This is a genomic window from Rhodococcus sp. 06-418-5 (assembly GCF_002258285.1).
Lineage (GTDB): Bacteria > Actinomycetota > Actinomycetes > Mycobacteriales > Mycobacteriaceae > Rhodococcoides.
On sequence record NZ_NOYE01000012.1, the window covers coordinates 186,948 to 211,481 of the forward strand.

At 65.3% G+C, this 24,534-nt stretch carries 21 protein-coding genes and 2 tRNA genes; 15 read left to right on the forward strand and 8 right to left on the reverse strand.

Going from position 1 to position 24,534, the window contains the following annotated elements; translation table 11 throughout:
* Positions 1–11: 11 nt before the first annotated feature.
* On the reverse strand, positions 12–560 hold the full coding sequence (locus CH274_RS06540; RefSeq protein ID WP_179275651.1) for a PH domain-containing protein: 549 nt from the start codon (positions 558–560) through the stop codon (positions 12–14).
* A gap of 257 nt (positions 561–817) precedes the next feature.
* Here CH274_RS06540 and CH274_RS06545 point away from each other — a divergent pair, with 257 nt between their 5' ends.
* The 5 genes from CH274_RS06545 (at position 818) to CH274_RS06565 (ending at position 7,164) form a co-directional block, all read left to right on the forward strand.
* A complete protein-coding gene (locus CH274_RS06545; protein ID WP_032397757.1) occupies positions 818–2,761 on the forward strand; it encodes an acetolactate synthase large subunit in 1,944 nt (647 codons plus the stop codon).
* Positions 2,758–3,261: an acetolactate synthase small subunit gene (gene ilvN / locus CH274_RS06550; RefSeq protein ID WP_032397758.1), complete on the forward strand. Its 504-nt coding sequence runs from the start codon at positions 2,758–2,760 to the stop codon at positions 3,259–3,261. The genes CH274_RS06545 and ilvN overlap by 4 nt, the downstream gene beginning before the upstream one ends.
* Positions 3,262–3,321: 60 nt before the next feature.
* On the forward strand, positions 3,322–4,323 hold the full coding sequence (ilvC, locus tag CH274_RS06555) for a ketol-acid reductoisomerase (protein ID WP_170944858.1): 1,002 nt from the start codon (positions 3,322–3,324) through the stop codon (positions 4,321–4,323).
* Between the two features lie 185 nt (positions 4,324–4,508).
* Positions 4,509–6,104, forward strand: coding sequence for a phosphoglycerate dehydrogenase (gene serA, locus CH274_RS06560; RefSeq protein WP_032397759.1), 1,596 nt, complete (start codon positions 4,509–4,511; stop codon positions 6,102–6,104).
* Between the two features lie 49 nt (positions 6,105–6,153).
* Complete coding sequence (locus CH274_RS06565) at positions 6,154–7,164, forward strand: 3-isopropylmalate dehydrogenase (RefSeq protein WP_032397760.1); 1,011 nt, start codon at positions 6,154–6,156, stop codon at positions 7,162–7,164.
* A gap of 80 nt (positions 7,165–7,244) precedes the next feature.
* Here CH274_RS06565 and CH274_RS06570 read toward each other — a convergent pair whose 3' ends face one another.
* On the reverse strand, positions 7,245–8,468 hold the full coding sequence (locus tag CH274_RS06570) for an MFS transporter (RefSeq protein WP_218829197.1): 1,224 nt from the start codon (positions 8,466–8,468) through the stop codon (positions 7,245–7,247).
* A 130-nt stretch (positions 8,469–8,598) separates the two neighbouring features.
* On the opposite strand from CH274_RS06570, the gene CH274_RS06575 reads away from it, so the two are divergent.
* Genes CH274_RS06575 through CH274_RS06585 form a run of 3 tightly spaced genes read left to right on the forward strand, consistent with a single transcriptional unit; the run spans position 8,599 to position 11,906 of the window.
* The gene (locus CH274_RS06575; RefSeq protein WP_094631800.1) at positions 8,599–9,372 is read left to right on the forward strand and encodes a fumarylacetoacetate hydrolase family protein; all 774 of its coding nucleotides are present in this window, start codon (positions 8,599–8,601) and stop codon (positions 9,370–9,372) included.
* 7 nt (positions 9,373–9,379) lie between these two features.
* The gene (gene gltX, locus CH274_RS06580; RefSeq protein ID WP_094656996.1) at positions 9,380–10,855 is read left to right on the forward strand and encodes a glutamate--tRNA ligase; all 1,476 of its coding nucleotides are present in this window, start codon (positions 9,380–9,382) and stop codon (positions 10,853–10,855) included.
* Between the two features lie 46 nt (positions 10,856–10,901).
* Positions 10,902–11,906, forward strand: coding sequence for a YihY/virulence factor BrkB family protein (locus CH274_RS06585; RefSeq protein WP_179272763.1), 1,005 nt, complete (start codon positions 10,902–10,904; stop codon positions 11,904–11,906).
* On the opposite strand, the gene CH274_RS06590 is transcribed toward CH274_RS06585, so the two are convergent.
* Positions 11,864–13,516 (reverse strand): bifunctional 3'-5' exonuclease/DNA polymerase, encoded by a 1,653-nt coding sequence (locus CH274_RS06590; RefSeq protein WP_094656997.1) that lies wholly within the window; start codon positions 13,514–13,516, stop codon positions 11,864–11,866. The genes CH274_RS06585 and CH274_RS06590 overlap by 43 nt on opposite strands.
* Before the next feature lie 245 nt (positions 13,517–13,761).
* Between CH274_RS06590 and CH274_RS06595 the strand changes: the two genes are divergently transcribed.
* Together CH274_RS06595 and CH274_RS06600 are read left to right on the forward strand one after the other, a co-directional pair.
* A tRNA-Gln gene (locus tag CH274_RS06595) sits at positions 13,762–13,833 on the forward strand.
* 91 nt (positions 13,834–13,924) lie between these two features.
* Positions 13,925–13,997, forward strand: a tRNA-Glu gene (locus CH274_RS06600).
* Positions 13,998–14,059: 62 nt separating this feature from the next.
* Here the strand turns inward: CH274_RS06600 and CH274_RS29105 are convergent.
* Entirely contained in the window at positions 14,060–14,227 is a 168-nt protein-coding gene (locus CH274_RS29105; protein ID WP_170946045.1) for a DUF5302 domain-containing protein, read from the reverse strand.
* Positions 14,228–14,340: 113 nt separating this feature from the next.
* Complete coding sequence (locus CH274_RS06605; protein WP_032397766.1) at positions 14,341–15,069, reverse strand: IclR family transcriptional regulator; 729 nt, start codon at positions 15,067–15,069, stop codon at positions 14,341–14,343.
* 150 nt (positions 15,070–15,219) lie between these two features.
* Here CH274_RS06605 and leuC point away from each other — a divergent pair, with 150 nt between their 5' ends.
* The 3 genes from leuC (at position 15,220) to CH274_RS06620 (ending at position 18,144) form a co-directional block, all read left to right on the forward strand.
* The gene (gene leuC / locus CH274_RS06610) at positions 15,220–16,644 is read left to right on the forward strand and encodes a 3-isopropylmalate dehydratase large subunit (protein ID WP_032398343.1); all 1,425 of its coding nucleotides are present in this window, start codon (positions 15,220–15,222) and stop codon (positions 16,642–16,644) included.
* A 44-nt stretch (positions 16,645–16,688) separates the two neighbouring features.
* On the forward strand, positions 16,689–17,306 hold the full coding sequence (gene leuD, locus CH274_RS06615; protein ID WP_094656998.1) for a 3-isopropylmalate dehydratase small subunit: 618 nt from the start codon (positions 16,689–16,691) through the stop codon (positions 17,304–17,306).
* 148 nt (positions 17,307–17,454) lie between these two features.
* On the forward strand, positions 17,455–18,144 hold the full coding sequence (locus CH274_RS06620) for an HU family DNA-binding protein (protein ID WP_032397768.1): 690 nt from the start codon (positions 17,455–17,457) through the stop codon (positions 18,142–18,144).
* Between the two features lie 95 nt (positions 18,145–18,239).
* On the opposite strand, the gene CH274_RS06625 is transcribed toward CH274_RS06620, so the two are convergent.
* From CH274_RS06625 to cofC, 3 genes are all read right to left on the reverse strand, one after another.
* Entirely contained in the window at positions 18,240–19,175 is a 936-nt protein-coding gene (locus tag CH274_RS06625; protein WP_094656999.1) for an NUDIX hydrolase, read from the reverse strand.
* On the reverse strand, positions 19,175–21,295 hold the full coding sequence (locus CH274_RS06630) for an RNA degradosome polyphosphate kinase (RefSeq protein WP_230597037.1): 2,121 nt from the start codon (positions 21,293–21,295) through the stop codon (positions 19,175–19,177). The genes CH274_RS06625 and CH274_RS06630 overlap by 1 nt, the downstream gene beginning before the upstream one ends.
* Before the next feature lie 193 nt (positions 21,296–21,488).
* A complete protein-coding gene (gene cofC / locus CH274_RS06635) occupies positions 21,489–22,253 on the reverse strand; it encodes a 2-phospho-L-lactate guanylyltransferase (protein ID WP_371828404.1) in 765 nt (254 codons plus the stop codon).
* A gap of 102 nt (positions 22,254–22,355) precedes the next feature.
* Between cofC and CH274_RS06640 the strand changes: the two genes are divergently transcribed.
* Positions 22,356–23,354 carry an NAD(P)H-dependent glycerol-3-phosphate dehydrogenase gene (locus CH274_RS06640; protein ID WP_032397770.1) on the forward strand — a complete coding sequence of 333 codons (999 nt, stop codon included), beginning with the start codon at positions 22,356–22,358 and terminating at the stop codon, positions 23,352–23,354.
* Between the two features lie 73 nt (positions 23,355–23,427).
* On the forward strand, positions 23,428–24,534 hold the full coding sequence (locus tag CH274_RS06645; protein WP_045199902.1) for a D-alanine--D-alanine ligase family protein: 1,107 nt from the start codon (positions 23,428–23,430) through the stop codon (positions 24,532–24,534).

Sequence of the window (24,534 nt, forward strand, 5' to 3'; positions counted from 1 at the left end):
CTCGCCGCCGACTACCGGTCCTTCGGTGCCTGTTCGCCGTCGCCCTCGGTGTCGTCGGCTTCCTCACGGTCCGGATCCTCCGCGGCGGCAGCAGCGGCGGCCGCGGCGTAGGGGTCGGTGATACGACCGCCGCTGGCCGCGGCGAGCTGGGGGAGTAGGTCGAATCGCACGAGCGGTAGGGACTTCTCGCTCTTGTCGGTCAGGACCACACGCGCCCATCGACGGTCCGGGAAGTGCAGACCCGCAACCGAGTCCCACGCGATCACATCCGAACCCACGAACCGTCGAGCCGTGATCGCCTCGGGAGAGACAACCGTGCGCACCCGAAACACCCAGATGCCGGCGACGATGGGCAGGATGAGCAGCCAGCCCATGGCCAGGGGCCAGCTGGCGGCGGTCAGTCCGGTGCCGAAGAGCAACAGGCCGACGCCGAGGAGCGCTAGGCGCGGGACTCGAATGACCTGCGCTGTCGGTGGTTGCGGTCCCTCGGCACCGTTCGGTGACTCGGGTGCGGTGTGGGATGATGGCCGAGGTGGTTCGGACTGCTGCGAAGACGACACCCATTCATCTTCGCATTGCATCTACGCGATCTCACATAATGGGATTGCGTCGTGACGAGTTTGACTCTTCCCTGTGCGCGCGCCTACCGTCGAGCGCGTGAAGCGGAATTGGATACTCGTAATCGGCCGGCGCGTCAACGCCTGAGCCGATTGTTCAAACTCGCATCGACGCGCCACCCTCGTACAGCTCACGCTGACGGGGGTTTTTTCTTGCCCAGAGATCGCCCAGCAATTTCACATTCCTGAGGAAGCAATCAGTGAGCGCACCAACCGCACGCCCAGGGCCCACGACCCGTAAGTCGGGGACAGCCGCCAGCCCGTCCGCAGACGCAGTGACCAACGGATCGCGACGCCACGTCGCACCGGAGAAGGTCACCGGCGCACAGTCGGTCGTTCGGGCCCTCGAAGAACTCGACGTCGACACCGTATTCGGCATTCCCGGTGGCGCGGTTCTCCCGGTCTACGACCCGCTCTTCGACTCGGTGAAGGTGCGCCACATTCTGGTGCGCCACGAGCAGGGTGCAGGCCACGCCGCGACCGGCTACGCCCAGGCGACCGGCAAGGTCGGCGTCTGCATGGCAACGTCCGGTCCCGGCGCGACCAACCTCGTCACCCCACTCGCCGACGCTCAGATGGATTCGGTTCCCGTCGTCGCGATCACCGGCCAGGTCGCCCGTAGTCTCATCGGGACCGACGGCTTCCAGGAAGCCGACATCTCGGGTATCACGATGCCGATCACCAAGCACAACTTCCTCATCACCGACGGTGCCGACATCCCGCGCATCATGGCCGAGGCGTTCTACATCGCCGCCTCGGGCCGTCCAGGTGCGGTGCTCGTCGACATCCCCAAGGACGTCCTGCAGGCGCAGACCACGTTCTCGTGGCCGCCGGAGATGCGTCTGCCCGGCTACCGTCCGGTCACCAAGCCGCACGGCAAGCAGGTCCGCGAAGCGGCCCGCTACATCGCCGACGCCAAGCAGCCGGTGCTCTACGTCGGTGGCGGCGTCATCAAGGCCGACGCCTCGGCGGAGCTGCTCGAGCTGGCCGAACTGACCGGAATTCCTGTCGTGACCACTCTGATGGCCCGCGGCGCGTTCCCCGACTCGCACAATCTGAACCTCGGCATGCCGGGTATGCACGGCACCGTCGCCGCGGTGGCCGCATTGCAGCGGAGCGATCTGCTGATCACGCTCGGTGCCCGGTTCGACGACCGAGTCACCGGCCAGCTCTCGTCCTTCGCACCGGATGCCAAGGTCATCCACGCCGACATCGATCCGGCCGAGATCGGCAAGAACCGCTACGCCGACGTGCCGATCGTCGGCGACTGCCGTGAGGTCATCACCGAGCTCATCGAGGCCCTGCGGGCGGACCGCGCGACCGGAACCACGCTCGATCTCGAGCAGTGGTGGGTCTACCTGAACGGCATCCGCAAGACCTACCCGCTGAGTTACGACCGCCCGTCCGACGGATCGATGTCACCGGAGTTCGTCATCAGCTCGGTCGGCAAGTTCGCCGGCCCCGACGCGATCTACTGCGCCGGCGTCGGTCAGCACCAGATGTGGGCTGCACAGTTCATCAACTACGAGAAGCCGCGTACGTGGCTCAACTCGGGCGGCCTCGGCACGATGGGGTACGCGGTTCCGGCCGCGATGGGTGCCAAGAGGGGCCTCCCCGACGCCGAGGTGTGGGCCATCGACGGCGACGGATGCTTCCAGATGACCAACCAGGAACTCGCGACCTGCGCGGTCGAGGGCATCCCGATCAAGGTCGCACTCATCAACAACGGCAACCTCGGCATGGTTCGCCAGTGGCAGACCCTGTTCTACGAGGAGCGCTACTCCAACACCAATCTCGGTACCCACGGTGCCGTTCGCATCCCCGATTTCGTGAAGCTCGCCGAGGCGCTCGGTTGCGTCGGGCTGCGGTGCGAGCGGGAAGAGGACGTCGACGCGGTGATCGCTCAGGCACGAGCGATCAACGATCGTCCGGTCGTCATCGACTTCATCGTGGGAGCCGACGCGCAGGTGTGGCCGATGGTCGCTGCCGGTACCGGCAACGACGAGATCATGGCCGCGCGCGGAATCCGTCCGCTGTTCGACGAGGACGAGACCGTGGGAAGCGAGCCCGGCCTCGACGAGGCCATGGAGCGCGAGCAGGCCCCGCACCCGCAGATCGACGACGTGAAAGGCACCGACAAGTGAGCACGAGCCATACCCTCAGCGTCCTCGTCGAGGACAAGCCAGGTGTGCTGGCCCGCGTCGCCGCGCTGTTCTCGCGCCGTGGATTCAACATCTCCTCGCTTGCCGTCGGCGGCACCGAGATTCCCGAGATCTCGCGGATGACGATCGTGGTCACCGTCGACGAGTTCCCGCTCGAGCAGGTGACCAAGCAGCTCAACAAGCTCATCAACGTCATCAAGATCGTCGAGCAGGACGACGACTCCTCGGTGGCTCGCGAGTTGGTGCTGATCAAGGTCCGCGCCGACGCCAGTGTGCGCAGTGAGGTCATCGAAACGGTGAACCTGTTCCGCGCCAAGGTGATCGATGTGTCTCCCGAGGCCGTGACGGTCGAGGCGACGGGCACCCGCTCGAAGCTCGATGCGTTGCTGAAGATGTTGGACCCCTATGGAATTCGAGAAATAGTTCAGTCGGGAGTCGTTGCCGTCGGACGTGGACCGAAATCGATCACAGCGTCGCGCTGAGCGACGGACGTGATTTTCAGCGAAATCGAAGAGGAAAGGTTACAAACAGTGGCAGTCGAGATGTTCTACGACGACGATGCTGATCTGTCGATCATCCAGGGCCGCAAGGTCGCTGTGATCGGTTACGGAAGCCAGGGCCACGCGCACTCGCTGAGCCTGCGCGACTCCGGTGTCGATGTGCGCATCGGCCTGGCTGCGGGCTCGAAGTCCCGCGCCAAGGCGGAGGAGCAGGGCCTGAAGGTCGGCACTCCCGCCGAGGTGTCCGAATGGGCCGACGTGATCATGGTGCTCGCACCCGACACCGCGCAGGCCAAGATCTTCTCCGAGGAGATCGAGCCCAATCTGAAGGACGGCGACGCGCTGTTCTTCGGGCACGGACTCAACATCCACTTCGACCTGATCAAGGCACCGGAGTTCGTCACCGTCGGCATGGTCGCACCCAAGGGCCCCGGCCACCTCGTGCGTCGCCAGTTCGTCGACGGCAAGGGCGTTCCCGCGCTCATCGCCATCGACCAGGACCCCAAGGGCGAAGGTCAGGCACTGGCTCTGTCCTGGGCCAAGGGCATCGGCGGAACGCGCGCAGGCGTCATCAAGACCACGTTCAAGGAAGAGACCGAGACCGACCTCTTCGGCGAGCAGGCCGTGCTGTGCGGCGGCACCGAAGAGCTCGTCAAGACGGGCTTCGAGGTCATGGTCGAGGCCGGATACGCGCCCGAGATGGCGTACTTCGAGGTGTTGCACGAGCTCAAGCTCATCGTCGACCTCATGTACGAGGGCGGCATCGCTCGGATGAACTACTCGGTGTCCGACACCGCGGAGTTCGGTGGCTACCTCTCGGGACCGCGCGTGATCGACGCAGGCACCAAGGAGCGCATGAAGGCGATCCTGGCCGACATCCAGTCGGGTGAGTTCACCCGTCGCCTCGTCGCCAACGTCGAGAACGGCAACACCGAGCTCGAAGGCCTGCGCAAGGCCAACGCCGAGCACCCCATCGAGGTCACCGGCAAGAAGCTGCGCGACCTGATGAGCTGGGTCGATCGCCCGATCACCGAAACGGCCTGATTCTCATCGAATCACGTTCTCACGCATGCTGATCGAAGGGCACCCCTGCATCCGTAGGGGTGCCCTTCGATGCGTGAGGCAGGTGGCGTCACAGTTCGACGTCTCCGGCCTCTAAGCTGTTTCTGCTGCACCAGCTCCGACTTTTCACCGACAACAGTCTCGAACCGACATAGGGAGTTCTTCACGTGAGCCAGCCAGGCCGTCCTGTCGTTCTGATCGCCGACAAACTTGCGCCGTCCACCGTCGAGGCATTGGGCGACGGCGTCGAGGTCCGTTGGGTCGACGGCCCGGATCGCCCCGCGCTGCTGGCCGCGGTCCCCGAGGCCGACGCGATCCTGGTGCGTTCCGCGACCACGGTCGACGCAGAGGTTCTCGCCGCCGGAACCAATCTCAAGATCGTCGCCCGCGCCGGTGTCGGCCTGGACAACGTCGACGTACCCGCAGCCACCGAGCGCGGTGTCCTCGTCGTCAACGCCCCGACGTCGAACATTCACACCGCCGCCGAGCATGCGGTGACACTGCTGCTGTCGGCCGCGCGCCAGATCCCCGCTGCCGACGCCACTCTGCGTCAGCACGAGTGGAAGCGCAGCAAGTTCAACGGTGTCGAGATCTTCGGCAAGACCGTCGGTGTCGTCGGACTCGGCCGCATCGGTCAGCTGTTCGCGCAGCGTCTCGCTGCGTTCGAGACCCACATCATCGCCTACGACCCCTACGTCTCGGCTGCGCGTGCCGCCCAGCTCGGCATCGAACTGGTGAGCCTGGACGAGCTGCTCGAGCGCGCCGACATGTTCTCGGTTCACCTCCCGAAGACCCCGGAGACCAAGGGCATCATCGGCAAGGAAGCCCTGGCCAAGACCAAGCCCGGTGTCATCGTCGTCAATGCCGCTCGCGGGGGACTGGTCGACGAGCAGGCCCTGGCCGACGCCATCACCAGTGGCCACGTGTTCGCCGCCGGAATCGACGTCTACGCCTCCGAGCCGTGCACCGACAGCCCCCTGTTCGAGCTGCCGCAGGTCGTGGTCACCCCCCACCTCGGCGCGTCGACGACCGAGGCCCAGGACCGGGCGGGCACCGATGTCGCCAAGTCGGTTCTGCTCGCTCTCGCAGGCGAATTCGTGCCCGACGCCGTCAACGTCAAGGGTGGCGCCGTGGGCGAGGAGGTGTCGCCGTGGCTCGAGATCGTGCGTAAGCAGGGTGTACTGCTCGGCGCTCTGTCCACCGAACTTCCCACGTCGCTGTCGGTCGACGTCCGCGGCGAACTCGCCGCCGAGGACGTCGAGATCCTCAAGCTCTCGGCGCTGCGCGGTCTGTTCTCCGCTGTCATCGAGGACTCGGTGACGTTCGTCAACGCCCCGTCGCTCGCCGAGGAGCGTGGCGTCACCGCCGAGGTCACCACCGCGTCCGAGAGCGAGAACCACCGCAGCGTGGTCGACATCCGCGCCGTCTACGGCGACGGCTCGGTGCTCAACGTCGCGGGCACTCTGACCGGCACCACGCAGGTCGAGAAGATCGTGAACATCAACGGCCGCAACTTCGACCTCCGTGCCGAGGGCAAGAACCTCATCGTCAACTACGCGGATCAGCCCGGCAGCCTCGGCCGGATCGGCACCCTGCTCGGCGATGCCGGCATCGACATCCAGGCCGCCGCACTGAGCCAGGACTCCGAAGGCGACGGCGCAACGATTCTGCTGCGCGTCGACAAGGACGTGTCGGAGGAGTTAAGCGCGAGCATCGCCACCGCGGTCGGCGCGTCCACCATCGAACTGGTCGACCTGTCCTGAGCATCGCTCGCAGTCGATCGAACGAAGTCGAAGAATCACGAGGAGTGAGATGAAGCTGGCCGTCATCGCCGGAGACGGTATCGGACCGGAGGTCGTCACCGAGGCGCTCGCCGTGCTCGACGTCGTTGCACCCGGCGCCGAGAAGACCGAGTACGACCTCGGCGCGCGTCGCTACAACGCCACCGGGGAACTGCTGCCGGACTCGGTGTTGGCCGAACTGCGCGAGCACGACGCAATTCTGTTGGGAGCCATCGGTGATCCGTCGGTTCCGAGCGGAGTGCTCGAGCGCGGACTGCTGTTGCGCGCTCGGTTCGAGCTCGATCACCACATCAACCTGCGTCCGGCCAAGCTGTACCCGGGTGTCGTCGGCCCACTCGCCGGTGACAAGGACATCGACGTCGTGGTCGTGCGGGAGGGCACCGAGGGGCCGTACACCGGCAACGGTGGCGCGCTTCGTGTCGGCACCCCGCACGAGGTGGCCACCGAGGTCAGTGTCAACACCCGTTACGGGGTCGAGCGGGTGGTGCGCAACGGTTTCGAGCGGGCTCTGACTCGGCGCAAGCATCTGACACTGCTGCACAAGACCAATGTGCTCACGTTCGCAGGCAGCCTGTGGGCTCGCACGGTGGACGAGGTCGCGGCCGAGTTCCCGGACGTCGAGGTCGCGTACCAGCACATCGACGCCGCGATGATTCACCTCGTGACCGACCCGGGCCGGTTCGACGTCATCGTCACCGACAATCTGTTCGGAGACATCGTGACGGACCTGTCGGCGGCGGTGACCGGCGGAATCGGTTTGGCCGCAAGCGGAAACATCGATGCGACCGGAACCAATCCGAGTATGTTCGAGCCCGTGCACGGCAGTGCTCCCGACATCGCAGGGCAGCAGAAGGCGGACCCGACGGCCGCGATCCTGTCGGTGTCGTTGTTGCTCGATCATCTGGGCGATGCGGCAGGTGCGGCGCGGGTGGAAGCCGCTGTCGCAGCGGACCTCGCCGAGCGAGGAACCACAACCGCGTCGACGAAGGACATCGGCGCGAGAATCGCAGCGCGTCTGTAGCAGGGCCGTCACGACATGCCACGGTGGGCCGACTGCCCATCGTGGCATGTCGTGTTTCTCGGGCATCCCGCAGGTCTGGATCAGCCGGCGCTGTCGGAATTCTCGTCGGGAGTCTCGGGACGTGGATCGTCGGGGACGATCGGTACGGAGAGTGCAGGGAAGATCGCCGACACCAGGAATGCGACGGGAAAGCTGACCGTCGCAAGCGCCCCGAAGAGCGGCGGTACGGCCGACGCGAACACGTACTGACTCGTGTTCTGCACGCCGAGGGCGCGTCCGCTCCAATACGGTCCCGATATCTCTGCAACAGCAGTGAAGGCAAGGCCGTTCGGTGCAACGGTGGCGACGGACGCGACGACGAGCAGGACGATCGCGGCGGGGGAGTCGAACCAGTCGGCGATGCCGAGCCCCAGCATGCTGACGGTGGCGGTGGCCGCAACCCACCGTAGGGGCCGCATGCGGCTACCGACCCGATCGGAGAGTGCTCCGACGCTCATCCGGCCCAGTGCACCGAGGATCTGGGTGACGGTGACGAGGACGCCTGCGGCCGCAGCAGTCCACCCTCGGTCGGTCATCAGCCACACGAGTGCAAATGTCCAGACCACGTACTGCGGAACCACCAACAGGATGGACGTGGCATGAATGCGCCACAGTTGGCTGCTGCCTCGGTACGGATTGTCGAGCAGACCCTGCGCCGCCGCGTCGATACGATTCGGACGGGGAGGGTCGATGACCGCCAGGCACAGCAGGGCGCTCGCAGCGCACACGGCAGCGGGTACGAGCAGTGCCACTCCGACGCCGTGGTCACGGGCGATGGGTGGGATGGTGAGGGCGGCAAGGGCAACGCCCAGGGGCACCGACATCTGCCTGATGCCCATTGCCAGTCCACGGCGATGCGGCGGGAACCATCCCACCACCACGCGTCCGCTCGCGCTGTTCGCACTGGCCGCTGCCATACCGCCGACCAGCAGCAGGACGGCGAGCACCGGGATGGACGTGCTGACCACCGCGCCGAGACTCGCTGCGGCCGTGAGCCCGAGCCCGATCACCAGAACGAGACGTTCGCCGATGCGGTCGACGAGCACGCCCCATGCGATGAGGGTCAGCATGATGCCGACGGTGGGCATCGCAACCACGAATCCTGCAGTCGCAAGGCCAAGTCCTCGGTCGTCGTGCAGGGCAGGAATGAGAAATGCAGCACCGTTGATGAAGACGGCGCCCGCAGTCTGCGCGAGCATCCCGAGCACGAGCATGAACCACCGTCGCGTCTCGCCGATGCTGGACAACTGCTTCGTGTCACTCATTCCGGCCTTTCGTCTCAAAATATGGACATGTGATCTTGCTATGTGGATCAACGCGAACTTTACACCGGCGAAAGATCGGTGGATCGGACGGCGTCGACGTGCGGAGAACGACGGTCGATAGACTTCCGGCATGCGTCTCGGTCGAATTGCAAGTCCTGATGGTGTGGCATTCGTGAGTATCGAAGGTGAGGGTGACTCGCAGACTGCGAAGGAAATCGCCGAACATCCTTTCGGCACACCCACGTTCACGGGTCGGTCGTGGCCTCTGGCCGACGTGCGACTGCTCGCCCCCATCCTCGCCAGCAAGGTCATCGCCATCGGTAAGAACTACGCCGCGCACGTGGCCGAGATGGGCGGTGAGGCTCCGAAGGACCCCGTGATCTTCATCAAGCCGAACACCTCCATCGTCGGGCCCGGAGCGCCCATCGTGCTGCCACCGTCCTCGAACGAGGTGCACTTCGAGGGTGAACTGGCGATCGTCATCGGCCGCCCGTGCAAGGACGTCCCGGCCTCCAAGGCGTACGAGGTGGTGCTCGGATACACCGTCGCCAACGACGTCTCGGCCCGTGACCACCAGAAGCACGACGGACAGTGGACTCGCGCCAAGGGACACGACACCTTCTGCCCACTCGGGCCCTGGATCGAGACCTCGCTCGACCCGACCGATCTCGAGATCAAGACCGAGGTCGACGGCGTGGTCAAGCAGCAGAGTCGCACTTCGCTTCTGCTGCACGATATTCCGAAGATCATCGAATGGGTGTCCGCGGTGATGACACTGCTCCCCGGAGACGTCATTCTCACCGGAACCCCCGAGGGAGTCGGACCGATCACCGACGGAGACAGCGTGTCGATCACCGTCGAGGGAATCGGTACCCTGACCAACCCCGTCGCAGCGAAGAAGTAGGGCGAGCATGACCACAGCAACAGATGTCCGCGTTCGGTTCTGCCCGTCGCCCACCGGGACCCCGCACGTCGGTCTGGTCCGAACCGCACTGTTCAACTGGGCGTTCGCCCGGCATCACGGCGGCACCTTCGTCTTTCGCATCGAGGACACCGACGCAGCACGCGACTCCGAAGAGTCCTACGCCGCCCTGCTCGACGCGTTGCGCTGGCTCGGCCTCGAGTGGGACGAAGGCCCCGAGGTGGGTGGCCCGTACGAGCCCTACCGGCAGTCGCTGCGTCGCGAGCAACACGTTGCCGTCGTGCAGCAGTTGCTCGACGCCGGCGAGGCCTACGAGTCGTTCTCCACGCCGGAGGAAGTGGAATCCCGTCACAAGGCAGCCGGACGCGACCCCAAACTCGGTTACGACAACTTCGACCGCGACCTGACTCAGGAGCAGCGCGAGGCCTATCGAAGCGAGGGACGCGGGGCCGTCGTGCGACTGCGGATGCCCGATCACGATCTGACGTGGAACGACCTCGTGCGCGGGGAGACCACGTTCAAGGCCGGGACCGTACCGGATTTCGCTCTGACCCGAGGCAACGGAGTTCCGCTGTACACGTTGGTCAATCCGGTGGACGACGCACTGATGAAGATCACCCACGTCCTGCGCGGCGAGGACCTGCTGTCGTCGACGCCTCGTCAGCTCGCTCTCTACGAGGCACTGATCCGGATCGGCGTCGCAGAACGCACCCCCGAGTTCGGGCACCTGCCGTTCGTCATGGGCCAGGGCAACAAGAAGCTGTCCAAGCGTGACCCCGAATCGAATCTGTTCATCCACCGCGATCGTGGGTTCGTTCCGGAAGGTCTGCTGAACTACCTCGCTCTTCTCGGCTGGGGCATCTCGGACGATCACGACGTCTTCTCTCTCGACGAGATGGTGGCGGCATTCGAGATCTCGTCGGTCAATTCCAACCCGGCACGCTTCGATCAGAAGAAGGCCGACGCGATCAACGCCGAGCACATCAGGATGCTGGCAGCTGACGATTTCGCGGCGCGGTTGCGCGGATACCTCGTCGCGCAGGGCCATCTCACCGAGCCGGTCGACGAGAAGGTGTTCGCCGTCGCGGCCGATCTGGTGCAGACCCGCATCGTCGTCCTCTCGGATGCCTGGGGACTGCTGAAGTTCCTGTTCGTCGACGAGGCGGACTTCGAGATCGACCCTGCAGCCGCGGCGAAGAACCTCGGTGCCGATGCCGCACCCGTTCTCGACGCCACGGTCGAGGCGCTGACGGCGTTGCAGACCTGGACCACGGCCGATCTGGAGGCGACTCTCAAGGACGCGCTGATCGAGAAGCTCGAGCTCAAGCCGCGCAAGGCTTTCGCCCCGATTCGGGTGGGAGTGACCGGGTCGCACATCAGTCCGCCGCTGTACGAGTCCATGGAATTGCTCGGGCGCGAGAAGACCCTGGCACGCCTGGCTGCAGCACGCGCCCGGGTGGCGTGACGGCGCACGGCCGCAGGCGCACCGCGGGCCGCGGGGGCAGCCTCGAATGAGTGTCTCCGATCGACTGGATCGACTCCAGCGCAGGCGGCCGGTCCTCGGCTATCCCATTGCGGTGGTGTACAAGTTCGTCGACGATCAGGGCGGCTACCTCGCCGCCCTGATCACGTACTACGCCTTCGTCTCGCTCTTTCCTGCGCTGCTGCTCTTCTCCGTGATTCTGGGCATCGTGTTGATGGGCAACCCGGAGCTGCAACAACAGATCCTGAACTCGGCACTCGGTCAGATCCCGGCGGTCGGTGAAGAATTGGGGCGTCCCGAACGGATAGGTGGCGGCACGGTCGGTCTGACGGTGGGTATCCTCGGGTCGCTGTACGGCGGGCTCGGTGTGTCCGTTGCGCTGCAGAACGCGATGAACACCGCATGGGCCGTACCGAAGAATCTCCGGCCCGATCCGATTCGAGCCCGAGTGCGGGGACTGGGTTTGCTGAGCACCGTGGGCCTGGCGGTACTAGCTATCACCGCACTCAATGTGCTCAGTGCCGCAGGATATTTCGGCCCGGAATCAGGTCTCGTCGTCTTCGTGATCGGAACGCTGCTGTATGTCGGGGTGTTCGTCGTTGCGTTTCGGCTCGCCACAGTGCGAGCGGTGTCGATCGGACAGGTACTCCCGGGAGCCGTAGTGGCCGGTCTGACGTGGCAGCTACTGCAGACGTTCGGCGGTGTGTACGTGAAATACGTCGCCGCGAGTTCGACGGTGACGAACGGTGTCTTTGCAGTGGTGCTCGGGCTGTTGGCCTTTCTGTACGTGACCTCGGTATCGATCGTGATCTGCATCGAGATCAACGTGGTTCGTGTCGACAGGCTGTTCCCGCGGTCCCTTCTGGCCCCGTTCACCGACGATGTCGAACTGACCGAAGGTGACAAACTCACCTACACCGGACAGGCAGAAGCACAACGCAGCAAGCCGTTCGAGGACATCGACGTGACGTTCGCCGACCCACCGGGAGCTCAGTCCGAATCCGGCTCCGAGCGGGCAGCCGAAGCGCCGTAGAAGCGGTCGATTCTCGTCTCCATCGGAAACCGGACGGCCGTGTCGCCGAACATCAGCCGAGTTGCCGACAACGCCGATGCTGCAATCGCTTCGGCGGCACGCTCCGAATCGGCGACGGGACAATGCACCACCACCTCGTCGTGTTGAAAGAACACCAACTCGCTGCTGGTCCCGGAATCCCCGTCACTCCTGCGGGCTCCGCTCCCGGCATTCTGGTCACTCCTGCGGGCTCCGCTCCCGGCATTCGGGTCACTTCTGCGGGCTCCGCTCCCGGCCAACCGGCCACGCAGATCGGCCAACAAGCACAGCGCCCACTCGGCGGCGGTGGCCTGCACGACGAAATTGCGCGTGAACCGGCCCCGCGCGTGCGCGTCACCTTCCGACCACCACTGCGGCGAGGGCGGTGGGCAGGCCCGTCCGAGCCACGAACGAACGACCTCGCCCCGTTCTCCCGCGCGGGCGGCCTCCTCCACCAGTGCGACGGCACCGGGGAACGAGGCCCGTAGTCGCGTCAGCAGCGAACGCGCCTCGCCGGAGGTCGCCCCGTACAGGACCCCGAGAACGGCAACCTTGGCGTGGCTGCGATCGCCACCGAACGATGCTGCCGCCACCGGTGCATACAGATCTGCGGTGCCTGCCGCGGCGACCATACCGGGATCGCCGGACATCGCAGCGAGAATGCGCGGTTCGAGCTGACCGGCGTCGGCGGCCACGAACGTGTACCCGGGATCGGCGATCACACTGGCGCGCAGGGGTTTCGGAATCTGCAGGCCGCCTCCGCCGCGACTGGCCCACCGGCCCGAGACCACAGCACCGGGAACATAGACCGGACGGAAACGATCGTCGCGAACCCACGCGTCGAGCCATGCCCACCCGTTCGCAGCGTGCAGCTTCGACAGATCGCGGTGGCGCAGCAGCAGCGGAACTGCCGGGTGATCGATGTCGCGGATGACGTGCGCGCGAGTCGATGTCAGTTCGATACCGACGCGCGCGAACGCGGCCACCAGCTCCACGGGCGAGGCAGGGTTGACGCGCCGCCCGAACGCCGACGAGATCTGGTTCTCGAGCTCGACGAGAGCCGGGGGTGGAGAACCGTCCAGCGGCCGCGCACCGAGCATCGTGTCCAGATGACGGCGATGTGCCGACGCGGAGAACGGCAACCCGTCGAAGGTCATCTCCGCGGCGGCCAGGCCCCCGGCCGACTCGGCCGCCGCCAGCAGGTGCAGTGCGCGATCGTCACCGATGTCGCGAAGCTGACGCCGGTACTCGGTGAGCACGGCCGCGGGATCGGAGTTGGGGTTCGCGTCGAACAGCCCCGGCCGCAGGTCGGCGGGAGCCGAAGGGGCAGTCGCCGAGCCGGCGCGCATCGCCAGAATCGCACCGACCAGGGCCAGATCGTGACAGCGGCGGACGCGTACTCCTCGTTCGAGCAACCGAGGGTAGATCCGGCTGGTGTCCTCCCACACCCACCTCGGCCGTTCGTCTCGCTCCAGCCCGGCAACGGCCGCGACCGGATCCTCGGCCACCGTGGGTTCACGCTGCATCGAGCCGTCCTCGGCGAGGTACGTCAGTACGGCCTGCTCGCCCTGAGGAACGAGCAGAACCCTCATCGGACTCGGCTGGGTCTGCGATCGGTCACGGAGAACAAGTCTGCTCCACTGGTCGGACGAGGCGTCGAGGGGGCTCCTGGGGTCCGAGGAAGCTGCGACTCGGGCCGCTCCCGACGTCTGCGCGGCGCGGTTTCGGTGGCTCTGAGCAGCCGATTTGCAGAATGGGTAGTCACCTTTGATAGTCTCTATCCCGGCTCGAAACGCAGTGCACATCGATCGTGATGCGCAGTTCGATTCAAGTCCATTGGGGTATGGTGTAATTGGCAACACAGCGGTTTCTGGTACCGCCATTCTAGGTTCGAGTCCTGGTACCCCAGCGAGCAGGTGAAGGCGATTTTGTCGCCGAGGCCGAGGCAGTTAAGCTGGCTCAGCGTTACAAGCTCGAACAACAATGCAGGTGAAGTTCCTGGCCCCGTCGTCTAGCGGCCTAGGACGCCGCCCTCTCAAGGCGGTAGCGCGGGTTCGAATCCCGTCGGGGCTACAACAGACAACACCCTCTCGATCCGCGGATCGGGAGGGTGTTGTCGTTTCGGTGTGGGCGTCTCAGACGCTCTTGCGGCGGAACATCTTCTGATGGTCGGCCGGACCGTGGGCGTTGTTGACCTTCGGCCCACCGTCCTTGTGTTCGACGGAATTGTGGGACTTGCTGTTCTTCTGTTCCAGGACTTCGCGGAATTTCTTCTTCAGTTCTTCACTGCCGGATTCGGGCATGGGTGACTCCTCGCAGTCGACGACCGGCCGGGTAGGCCGCTCGAGACGAAGGTACCCCACTCTCGCAGCTTGATCAGCTGGTTTTCCTCGGGCCGTGAGGTCTGCGCCCTGCCTCAGAGTCGCTTGTGCAGTGCGTCCGCGGCCGCCAGGAGATCGGCGGCCCAGCGCGCTCCGGGCTTGCGCCCGATTCGATCTATCGGTCCCGACACCGAGATCGCCGCCACCACAGCGTCGTTACTGTCGCGCACCGGCGCGGCGACGCTCGCGACGCCCGGTTCGCGCTCGCCCGCACTCTGCGCCCAGCCGCGCCGTCGAACCTCGAGGAGGGTGCGTTCACCGAATTCCGCATCGGGCAGAACTGTTCGTTGAGTCTGTGAATCCGCCCATGCGAGAAGCACTTTGGCACCCGACCCGGCCGTCATCGGCAGGCGTGCTCCGACGAGCACGGTGTCTCGAAGTCCGGTCGGCGGCTCCATGGACGCCACGCACACCCGCACCGTTCCTTCGCGCCGATAGATCTGCACACTCTCGCCGGTGATCTCGCGTAGGCGGGGGAGTACCGAGGCAGCAGCATCGAGGAGGGCATCCGATGCGCTCGCCGCGAGCTCGCCCAGTCCCGGCCCGGTCCGCCACAGGCCGTCGGCATCTCGTACCAGAAGCCGGTGGGTCTCGAGGCCGACCGCGAGCCGGTGGGCCGTGGCCCTGGGCAGGCTCGTTCGAGCGCACAGATCGCCCAGATTGCAGGGCTTCTCGGCCACCGCGTGCAGCACCGTCATCGCCTTGTCGAGGACACCGATACCGCTCGATTTGTCGACGAGGCCATTGGGGCTATGCTGTCTCATAGAACGATATTAGCCTCCCGCATGCTGAGATTGCACAACTACGACATCTTCGGTGCGCGCCGGGGGCATGATGTCGAGACGATCACGCGAGGTGAACCAGCCCGTTCACCGGCGCGACGACGACAGGGAAAGACGAGGTCCGCGACAGCGATGTCCGAAACACCGAAGACTTTGGCGGAGAAGGTATGGGACCAGCATGTGGTGGTCCGAGGCGGCGGCGAAGGCGGGGCGCGTGAGCCGGATCTGATCTACATCGACCTCCATCTGGTGCACGAGGTGACGAGCCCGCAGGCGTTCGACGGACTTCGGTTGGCCGGCCGCGGGCTCCGTCGTCCCGATCTGACGATCGCGACCGAGGACCACAACGTCCCGACGGCCGACATCTTCGCGCCCATCGCCGATCTGGTCTCGCGCACGCAGGTCGACACCCTTCGACGCAACTGCGAGGAATTCGGTGTTCGGCTCTACCCGATGGGCGATCTCGATCAGGGCATCGTGCACATCATCGGCCCACAGCTGGGTCTCACCCAGCCCGGCATGACCGTGGTGTGCGGAGACAGTCACACCTCGACCCACGGTGCCTTCGGCTCGATCGCAATGGGCATCGGCACCAGTGAGGTCGAGCACGTCATGGCCACGCAGACCTTGTCGCTGCGTCCTTTCAAGACGATGGCCATCACCGTCGACGGAGAACTCGCCCCCGGTGTGACGAGCAAGGATCTCATCCTCGCCGTCATCGCACAGATCGGCACCGGCGGCGGTCAGGGCTACGTCCTCGAATACCGCGGTGAGGCCATTCGCAAGCTGTCGATGGAAGCGCGAATGACCATCTGCAACATGTCGATCGAAGCCGGAGCGCGGGCAGGCATGATCGCACCCGACGAGGTCACCTACGAGTACCTGAAGGGACGCCCGCACGCTCCTCGGGGAGCCGACTGGGATGCGGCGGTGGCCGCGTGGAACGAATTGGCGACCGATCCGGATGCGGTGTTCGACAACGAGGTCCACATCGACGCCGACACGTTGACTCCGTTCGTCACGTGGGGAACGAATCCGGGTCAGGGTGCGCCACTTGGCGATACGGTGCCCGACCCGGAGGCGATGGTCGACGAGAGCGAGCGGGTGGCAGCCCAGAAGGCCTTGCAGTACATGGGTCTGGAAGCGGGAACGCCCATCCGCGATATCGCCGTCGACACCGTGTTCGTCGGCTCGTGCACCAACGGCCGAATCGAGGATCTGCGGGCCGTCGCGTCCGTTCTCGAAGGACACCGGGTTGCCGACGGAGTGCGAATGCTGGTGGTACCGGGTTCCATGCGGGTGCGAGCGCAGGCCGAGGAGGAAGGTCTGGGTGAGATATTCACGGCCGCAGGAGCGGAGTGGCGTCAGGCCGGTTGCTCGATGTGCCTGGGAATGAACCCGGACCAATTGGCGTCGGGCGAGAGATCGGCGTCGACGTCCAACCGCAATTTCGAGGGTAGGCAGGGCAAGGGTGGGCGCACCCATCTCGTGTCACCGTTGGTAGCAGCGGCAACGGCAATCCGCGGAACCCTGTCGTCTCCGGCGGATCTCGCGTAAACGCGTCTTCGCTCGGATCGATCGAACTCAGAGGAGCACATTCGATGGAAGCTTTCACTCGACACACCGGTATCGGAGTTCCGCTCCGGCGGTCCAACGTCGACACCGACCAGATAATCCCCGCGGTCTACCTCAAGCGCGTCACGCGCACCGGATTCGAGGACGGGTTGTTCGCCGCCTGGCGCTCGGACCCGAACTTCGTGTTGAACCTCGAGCCCTACGACCGAGGCTCGGTGCTCGTTGCCGGGCCCGACTTCGGTACGGGATCGTCACGCGAGCATGCCGTCTGGGCACTCTCGGACTTCGGATTTCGGGTCGTGATCGCCTCCCGTTTCGCCGATATCTTCCGCGGAAACTCGGGTAAGGCCGGGCTGCTGGCTGCCGAAGTGGATCAGTCCGACGTCGAATTGCTGTGGAAAGCCTTAGAAGAACAGCCCGGTCTGGAAATAATTGTCGACCTCGTCGACAAGACCGTAACGGCTGGAACGTTGGTGGTGCCCTTCGCGATTGACGACTACACGCGGTGGCGTCTGCTGGAGGGCCTGGACGACATCGGATTGACATTACGCCAGGTAGAGGCCATTGCGGAGTACGAAAAGTCAAGGCCTTCATACAAACCCCTGACCCTTCCCGCGCGGATCGAGACACCCGCCGAAAGCTGATCGGCGGCGGTCCGACACGCTTTGCGGCCGTGAATCATTCCGCGACACCAGAATGAAAATTGGCGTGGCGCATAGACTCTTGACGACTTGGGGTTTACCGTTGTAGTAGTCGGTCCGACGATGGGCCACCATATAGCGGAGGAAATCCATGAACAAGGCAGAGCTGATTGACGCCCTGACCGAGAAGTTGGGGTCTGATAGGCGGAGCGCCACAGAGGCTGTCGAGAACATCGTCGACACCATCGTGCGCGCAGTGCACCGCGGCGAGAGTGTCACGATCACGGGCTTCGGCGTGTTCGAGCAGCGTCGTCGCGCAGCCCGCGTCGCCCGTAACCCCCGCACCGGCGAGACCGTTCGCGTGAAGCCGACCAACGTTCCGGCATTCCGTCCGGGTGCGCAGTTCAAGGCCGTCATCGCCGGTGGCCAGAAGCTGCCCGCCACCGGTCCTGCCGTCAAGCGCGGTGCCGCTGCGGCTCCGGCCAAGAAGACTGCGGCTGCGAAGAAGACGGCTGCGAAGAAGGCTGCCGTGAAGACGACCGCCCGCAAGGCAACCACCGCTGCCGCCAAGAAGGCAGCACCGGCCAAGACCACAGCTCGTAAGGCAGCGGCTCCCGCGAAGACCGCCGCCAAGAAGGCAGCTCCCGCGAAGACCACCGCGCGCAAGACCGTTGCGAAGAAGGCTCCGGCCAAGACGACTGCGCGCAAGGCCGCAACGACTGCTGCTCCCGCCAAGAAGGCTCCGGCCAAGACAGCGGCCAAGAAGACCGTTGCCAAGAAGGCTCCGGCCAAGAAGGCTCCGGCCAAGAAGGCACCCGCGAAGCGCGCAGCGAAGAAGTAGAGCCTGCCTGCTTCACGTATGACAGTGTGAACACCGCGGAAGGCCCCCGACTCGAACATCGAGTCGGGGGCCTTCCGTCGTTGGTGTTGCGCCGCTCAGCCGTCGGCGGTGAGGGTGGGCAACGGACTGGCGATGTGGTCGGCGGCGATGAGCCGACCGTCACGGCGCGAGAGCACCCAAACACTGCCCTTGCGATTTCGGTTGGCAGGCAACGTGATTCCGTCTTTCTCCGCCCACCACCGCATCAAGTCGGGAATCACCTTTCCCTGGCTGCAGACAACAGGGGTGCCGGGCAGTTCGGCTATGTCGCGAGCGCGATGTCGCCCCTTGCGAGGGTCGTCGGCGTAGCCTTCCTCGGACAGCAGATGCTCGGGAGTGATGTCCACCCCCAACGATTCGGCGAACGGAGCTACTGTCTGGACGCATCGAGCACGGTCGGCCGCGTACACGGAATCACCGCCGAAGGCACGAAGCAGCGAGACCAAGGATTGGGCCTGCCGCCGTCCGGTCCTGTCGAGCGGACGGTCGACATCGTTGCCCTTGAACCGCGAGCGCGACCCGGCACTGCCGTGACGAACCAGCAGAACCGTCGAGGTGTCGGCAGGCTTGGACACGAACCGGCGAAGGATCTTGTGGTCCATGGGGTACGAGAGTTCGCGGCCGACGTCCTCGGGTGCCACCCAGCGCAGTTCGTCCACCTCGACATTGGGGACGAACTCGCCCCCGGTGACCTCGGCCGCCCAGTACAGCACCTTCTTGACCCGACGGTGCCCCGGAATCGGGTAGGTGACGTAGGACAGCGACCGGCCCAATCGCGAGTCGAATCCGGTCTCCTCCTTCACCTCTCGGACCGCTGCGTCGACAGCTGTCTCGCCGGGATCGAGCTTGCCCTTGGGGAACGACCAGTCGTCGTACTTGGGCCTGTGAACCAAGGCGACCTCGACGCCGGAGTCGCCGCTCGGTGAACGACGCCACAGGATCGAGCCGGCCGCAAAGATGTTGGCGCGGGGAGAACCGTCGGAAGTGCCCATCAGGACGCCTGATTCCTCCGACTGCGCATCAGGTCGACCTGATGTTCACGAACCTTCTCGCCCCGAGCAGGTGACGCGACCCAGCCGCCGTCCGGTCCCAACTCCCAGCATCGAGTGGTGGGGTCGAGGGCGGAATCGAAGATGTCGCTGAGCTGGTTCGCCAGGCGGGGATCCTTGACCTGAGCCATCACCTCCACTCGGCGATCGAGGTTGCGGTGCATCATGTCTGCGCTGCCGATCCAGAACTCGTCCGCACCCTGGAAATGCAGAACCCGTGAGTGTTCGAGGAATCGACCGAGGATGGAACGAACTTCGATGTTCTCCGACAGCCCGGGAACTCCTGGCTTGAGCGCACATATTCCGCGCACCACCACCTTCACCGGCACTCCGGCAATCGATGCTCGGTAGAGCGCGTCGATGACCTGCTCGTCGACCAAGGCGTTGGCCTTGAGGCGAATTCCGGCCGCACGGCCACTCTTGAGGTGTTCGACCTCCGCTTCGATGCGCTCGACGATGCCGCGCCGCACCCCGTACGGAGCGACCAGAAGGTTGCGATACTTGGACTTTCGCGAGTATCCGGTCAGCGAGTTGAACAGATCGGTGAGGTCGGCCCCGATTTCGGGCGACGACGTCAGCAGGCCCACGTCCTCGTAGATACGCGCTGTCTTGGGGTTGTAGTTGCCGGTACCGATGTGGCAGTACCGGCGAATGACCGACCCCTCTCGGCGCACCACCAGGCAGGTCTTGCAGTGCGTCTTGAGGCCGACGAGGCCGTAGACCACGTGCACGCCCGCCTTTTCGAGCTTGCGTGCCCACTCGATGTTGGCTTGTTCGTCGAAACGCGCCTTGATCTCGACCAGTGCAACGACCTGCTTGCCCGCTCCCGCCGCGTCGACGAGTGCGTTGACGATCGGCGAATCTCCCGAGGTGCGATAGAGAGTCTGCTTGATGGCGAGCACCTGAGGATCGGCCGCTGCTTGCTCGATGAAGCGTTGGACGCTGGTGGAGAAGGAATCGTACGGATGGTGCACCAGGACATCGCCGTCGCGCAGAGTCGAGAACACGCTCTTGGGGGTCTCGCGTTCACCGAACGCGGGGTGGGTGGCAGGAACGAAGGGTGCGTCCTTGAGGTTGGGGCGGTCGACGCTGTAGACCTGCCACAGGCAGGACAGATCCAGCAGTCCGGGAACCTGGATGACATCGCCGGGATCGACGTCGAGCTCACGCAGCAGCAGTTCGAGCATGTGCTCGGTCATGTCGTCGGCGATCTCGAGACGGACCGGCGAGCCGAAGCGCCGCCGAGCGAGTTCTCGCTCCAGAGCCTGCAGCAGGTCCTCGTCGCGGTCTTCCTCGACCTCGAAATCGGCGTTGCGCGTGATCCGGAACGCGTGGGACTCGACGACTTCCATGCCGGGGAAGAGCACATGGAGGTGAGCGGAGATCAACTCCTCCATCGACAGGAAGGCGTCGATGCGGTGAGTGCCCTCGCCGCGCTTGACGCGCACGAAGCGATCGACGTTGTCGGGGACCTTGACGCGGGCGAAGTGCTCCCCGGTCGTGGAGTAGTCCTTCACTGTCACAGCGAGATTGAGGCTCAGGCCGCTGATGTAGGGGAACGGGTGCGCCGGGTCGACGGCCAGCGGTGTGAGAACCGGGAACACCTGTTCGGTGAAGTAGTCCGACAGTCGCGCACGCTCGTCGCTGTCCAGATCGGACCACCGGATGATCGCGATGCCCTCGGCGGTGAGCTCGGGCAGAATCGAATCCAGCAGCACTCGCGCGTGTTTGAGCGCAAGTTCCTGGGTGCGCTGCCCGATCACCGCCAGCTGTTCGCGAGGAGTCATTCCGTCGGCCGATCGAACCGACAGACCGGTTTCGTCGCGACGTTTGAGACCGGCGACCCGGACCATGTAGAACTCGTCGAGATTGGACGCGTAGATGGCGAGAAACTTCGCCCGCTCCAGCAAGGGCAGCGAGGAGTCCTCGGCGAGAGCGAGGACACGCGAGTTGAAATCGAGCCAGCTCAATTCTCGGTTGAGATAGCGATTTTCGGGAAGAACGGTCGCAGCGTCCACCGATTCCGGTGTGGCGGCCGGTAGAGCGGACGGGATGCTCGGCATCGTCGACGCGATCGGCGCGCTCCACGCCGGCTCCGAGCCTGCGGCCTTTCCTGTCTCGATCGGCGGATCCTGGTTCGCTGGCTGCACGTCGTCTTTGCTCACCGCACGATCATCCCCCATACCCGGCGTCGGTGAAACTCCGATGGCCGAACTCGGGCCAGTGTTCACCCGGCTGCCGTGGCGGTCCCTACCGTCACGCAGTCGTCGCGGATGCCTCGTCGTTCCACCCGAGCGAGTGGAGAACGGCCGCCGTCGCCGGTCCGACTCCCAGACGATGCGCTCTGCGGACGTCGTCGGCGGTGTCCACGTCCAGTCGAAGGCCGGGCCACTCGCCGTCGAGTTCCCGTGCGCCCGAGGCGGTATGGCGGCGTGCGGAGTCCGGTCCGAACAGCGGTGTCAACTCGTCGGGGGAATCCTTGAGGATCAGAGCAGCGGTTCCCGTGCCGTGATGATCGACCACGAGTGATCTGCCTCCCCGCCGGGCGCGCTCGTAGGCCTGGGCGAGTTCTGTCGAACGCATCGCCGGAAGGTCTGCCTGCAACGCGATGATGTCGACGTGGCCCGCGCTGACGGTCTCGTCCCCATCGACGTCCGCGCCGACGTGACCGTGACGCAGTACGTGCGCCGCGGCCGCGAACGCGTGATTGAGGCGTTCGTCCGGTTGCAGTGCCGGATCGCGGACCGGTTCGTCGAACACCCGTGCACCGATTCTGCGGGCGGTGTCCGCGACGAGAGGATCCGGGGTGACCACCGTGACCGAATCGACCGCCGACACCGAGTCTGCGGCGGCCACGGTGTCGCTGAGCATCGCGAGCACCAATCGTGTCCGGTCGGGTGCCGAGAACTCCGCCGCCAGGCGCGACTTCGCCGTGGCCAGATCCTTCACCGCGATGAGAACCCTGACGACGCGGTCGCCGTCGTCGTCTCGTGATGCACCCATGGTGCTCGATCCTGCCAGCGTCATGGATCTGTGCCGACTCCGACCGCCCGAGCAGGTCTGCGAGTTAGGGTGATGCGCGCGTGGACAGGGCATCGGCGAAGTAGGCGAGGGGTTGGCGGAATGAGCAGAGCAGCGGTATTGGGGTCGGGTTCGTGGGGCACCGCATTCGCCAAGGTGTTGGCCGATGCCGGAACGGACGTCACCATGTGGGCCCGCCGTGAGGAACTCGCCGCATCCATCACCGACGACCACGAGAACAAGGACTACCTTGCGGGAATCGAGCTGCCGTCCTCGATTCGCGCGACGAGTGATCCCGTCCGTGCACTAGACGGAGCCGACATCGTGGTGCTGGCCGTGCCCTCACAGAGTCTGCGGGCCAATCTGGGGGCGTGGACCGACTCGATTCCGCCGCACGCGACGCTGCTCTCCCTGGCGAAGGGGATCGAGACCGGAACGCTCATGCGGATGAGCCAGGTGATCTCTCAGGTCACCGGTGCGGATCCCAGCCGGGTCGCGTGCCTGTCCGGGCCCAACCTCGCGCGCCCGATCGCCGAGGGACAGCCCGCCGCGACGGTCATCGCGTGCTCCGACTCCCAGCGTGCCCTCGAGATTCAGAAATCCTGTGCCACAGGATATTTCAGGCCCTACACCAACAGCGATGTCATCGGTGCCGAGATCGGGGGTGCCTGCAAGAACGTCATCGCCCTCGCGTGCGGTATGGCCGCAGGCGTCGGATACGGCGAGAACACCCTCGCGTCGATCATGACCAGGGGACTGGCCGAGATCATCCGCCTCGGAGTAGCACTCGGTGCCAAGCCGTCGACGCTGTCGGGCCTGGCCGGCGTGGGCGACCTGGTCGCCACCTGCTCGTCCCCCCTCTCGCGTAATCGCACGTTCGGAGAACGACTGGGTTCGGGTGGCTCCCTCGAGAGTGCGCAGGAAGCAGCGCACGGGCAGGTTGCCGAAGGCGTCAAGTCGTGCACCTCGGTCCGGGCGCTCGCCGAGAGTTACGACGTCGAGATGCCGCTGACCGACGCCGTGCATCGCGTCTGTCACGGCGGCATGTCCGTACCGGATGCGGTCGGGCACCTGCTGGGACGTCGCATCAAGCCCGAGTGAGGCAGTGATCGCGGTCTCGCGACGAACAGGGCGAATCCGCGTTCGACGAGCCGCGGCGGTACGGTTTCTCATCGTGAGTACTCCCCGCATCAAAGTTGCCGTCGTCTTCGGGGGCCGCAGCAGCGAGCACGCTGTGTCCTGTGTATCGGCAGGTAGCGTGCTGCAGAACCTCGATCCGGCCAGGTACGAGGTGGTTCCCGTGGGAATCACCCCGGACGGTGCGTGGGTACTCGGCTCCTCCGACATCGACGCGCTGACGATTCACGACCGCGTCCTGCCCACCGTGGACAAGACCGGGGCAGCGCTGGCTCTCAGTACGGACCCGGGTCACGCCGGCGCTCTGCTCGCCCTCGGCGAGGGGGAAGGCGGGACGGTGCTCGCATCCGTCGACGTCGTGTTCCCGGTTCTGCACGGACCGTACGGCGAGGACGGCACCCTGCAGGGTCTGCTCGAGTTGGCAGGCGTTCCGTATGTCGGGCCGGGCGTGCTGGCCAGCGCTGCGGGGATGGACAAGGAATTCACCAAGAAGCTGCTCGGTGCCGAAGGATTGCCGATCGGTCGCCAGGTGGTACTCCGACGCGGGGTCGACGACCTGACGGCAGGCGAGCGTGACCGAATCGGCCTGCCCGCATTCGTCAAGCCGGCCCGAGGCGGATCGTCCATCGGAATCTCGCGCATCACCGCGTGGGACCAACTCCCCACCGCGATCGCCGTCGCACGCGAACACGACCCCAAGGTCATCGTCGAGGGCATGATCCACGGCCGCGAGGTCGAGTGCGGAGTGCTCGAATTTCCCGACGGCACCGTGCGCGCGAGCGCCATCGCCGAGATCCGAATTCCCGACGCGGACATCGACGATCATGCCTTCTACGATTTCGACACCAAATATCTCGACGATGTCAGTGAGTTCGACATCCCGGCTGCCCTCGACGACGCCACGAGCGACCGCATTCGTGAACTCGCCGTCGCCGCCTTCCGCGCGTTGGACTGCCAGGGTCTGGCGCGGGTGGATTTCTTCGTCACCGAGAACGGCCCGGTCATCAACGAGATCAACACCATGCCCGGATTCACCTCGATCTCGATGTACCCCAAGATGTGGGCCGAATCGGGCGTCGACTACCCGACGCTGATCGCCACCCTGATCGACACCGCTCTCGCCCGCGGTACCGGTTTGCGTTAG

What these genes read in the sequence shown, in the direction of transcription:
- CH274_RS06575 (WP_094631800.1), top strand. Translation starts at nt 8,599, where the DNA reads ATGCGTCTCGGTCGAATTGCAAGTCCTGATGGTGTGGCATTCGTGAGT.
- CH274_RS06640 (WP_032397770.1), top strand. Translation starts at nt 22,356, where the DNA reads ATGAGCAGAGCAGCGGTATTGGGGTCGGGTTCGTGGGGCACCGCATTC.
- CH274_RS29105 (WP_170946045.1), bottom strand. Translation starts at nt 14,227, where the DNA reads ATGCCCGAATCCGGCAGTGAAGAACTGAAGAAGAAATTCCGCGAAGTC.
- CH274_RS06570 (WP_218829197.1), bottom strand. Translation starts at nt 8,468, where the DNA reads ATGAGTGACACGAAGCAGTTGTCCAGCATCGGCGAGACGCGACGGTGG.
- leuC (WP_032398343.1), top strand. Translation starts at nt 15,220, where the DNA reads ATGTCCGAAACACCGAAGACTTTGGCGGAGAAGGTATGGGACCAGCAT.
- CH274_RS06585 (WP_179272763.1), top strand. Translation starts at nt 10,902, where the DNA reads ATGAGTGTCTCCGATCGACTGGATCGACTCCAGCGCAGGCGGCCGGTC.
- CH274_RS06605 (WP_032397766.1), bottom strand. Translation starts at nt 15,069, where the DNA reads ATGAGACAGCATAGCCCCAATGGCCTCGTCGACAAATCGAGCGGTATC.
- CH274_RS06590 (WP_094656997.1), bottom strand. Translation starts at nt 13,516, where the DNA reads ATGAGGGTTCTGCTCGTTCCTCAGGGCGAGCAGGCCGTACTGACGTAC.
- gltX (WP_094656996.1), top strand. Translation starts at nt 9,380, where the DNA reads ATGACCACAGCAACAGATGTCCGCGTTCGGTTCTGCCCGTCGCCCACC.
- ilvC (WP_170944858.1), top strand. Translation starts at nt 3,322, where the DNA reads ATGTTCTACGACGACGATGCTGATCTGTCGATCATCCAGGGCCGCAAG.
- CH274_RS06625 (WP_094656999.1), bottom strand. Translation starts at nt 19,175, where the DNA reads ATGGGCACTTCCGACGGTTCTCCCCGCGCCAACATCTTTGCGGCCGGC.
- CH274_RS06620 (WP_032397768.1), top strand. Translation starts at nt 17,455, where the DNA reads ATGAACAAGGCAGAGCTGATTGACGCCCTGACCGAGAAGTTGGGGTCT.
- CH274_RS06630 (WP_230597037.1), bottom strand. Translation starts at nt 21,295, where the DNA reads ATGCCGAGCATCCCGTCCGCTCTACCGGCCGCCACACCGGAATCGGTG.
- CH274_RS06565 (WP_032397760.1), top strand. Translation starts at nt 6,154, where the DNA reads ATGAAGCTGGCCGTCATCGCCGGAGACGGTATCGGACCGGAGGTCGTC.
- leuD (WP_094656998.1), top strand. Translation starts at nt 16,689, where the DNA reads ATGGAAGCTTTCACTCGACACACCGGTATCGGAGTTCCGCTCCGGCGG.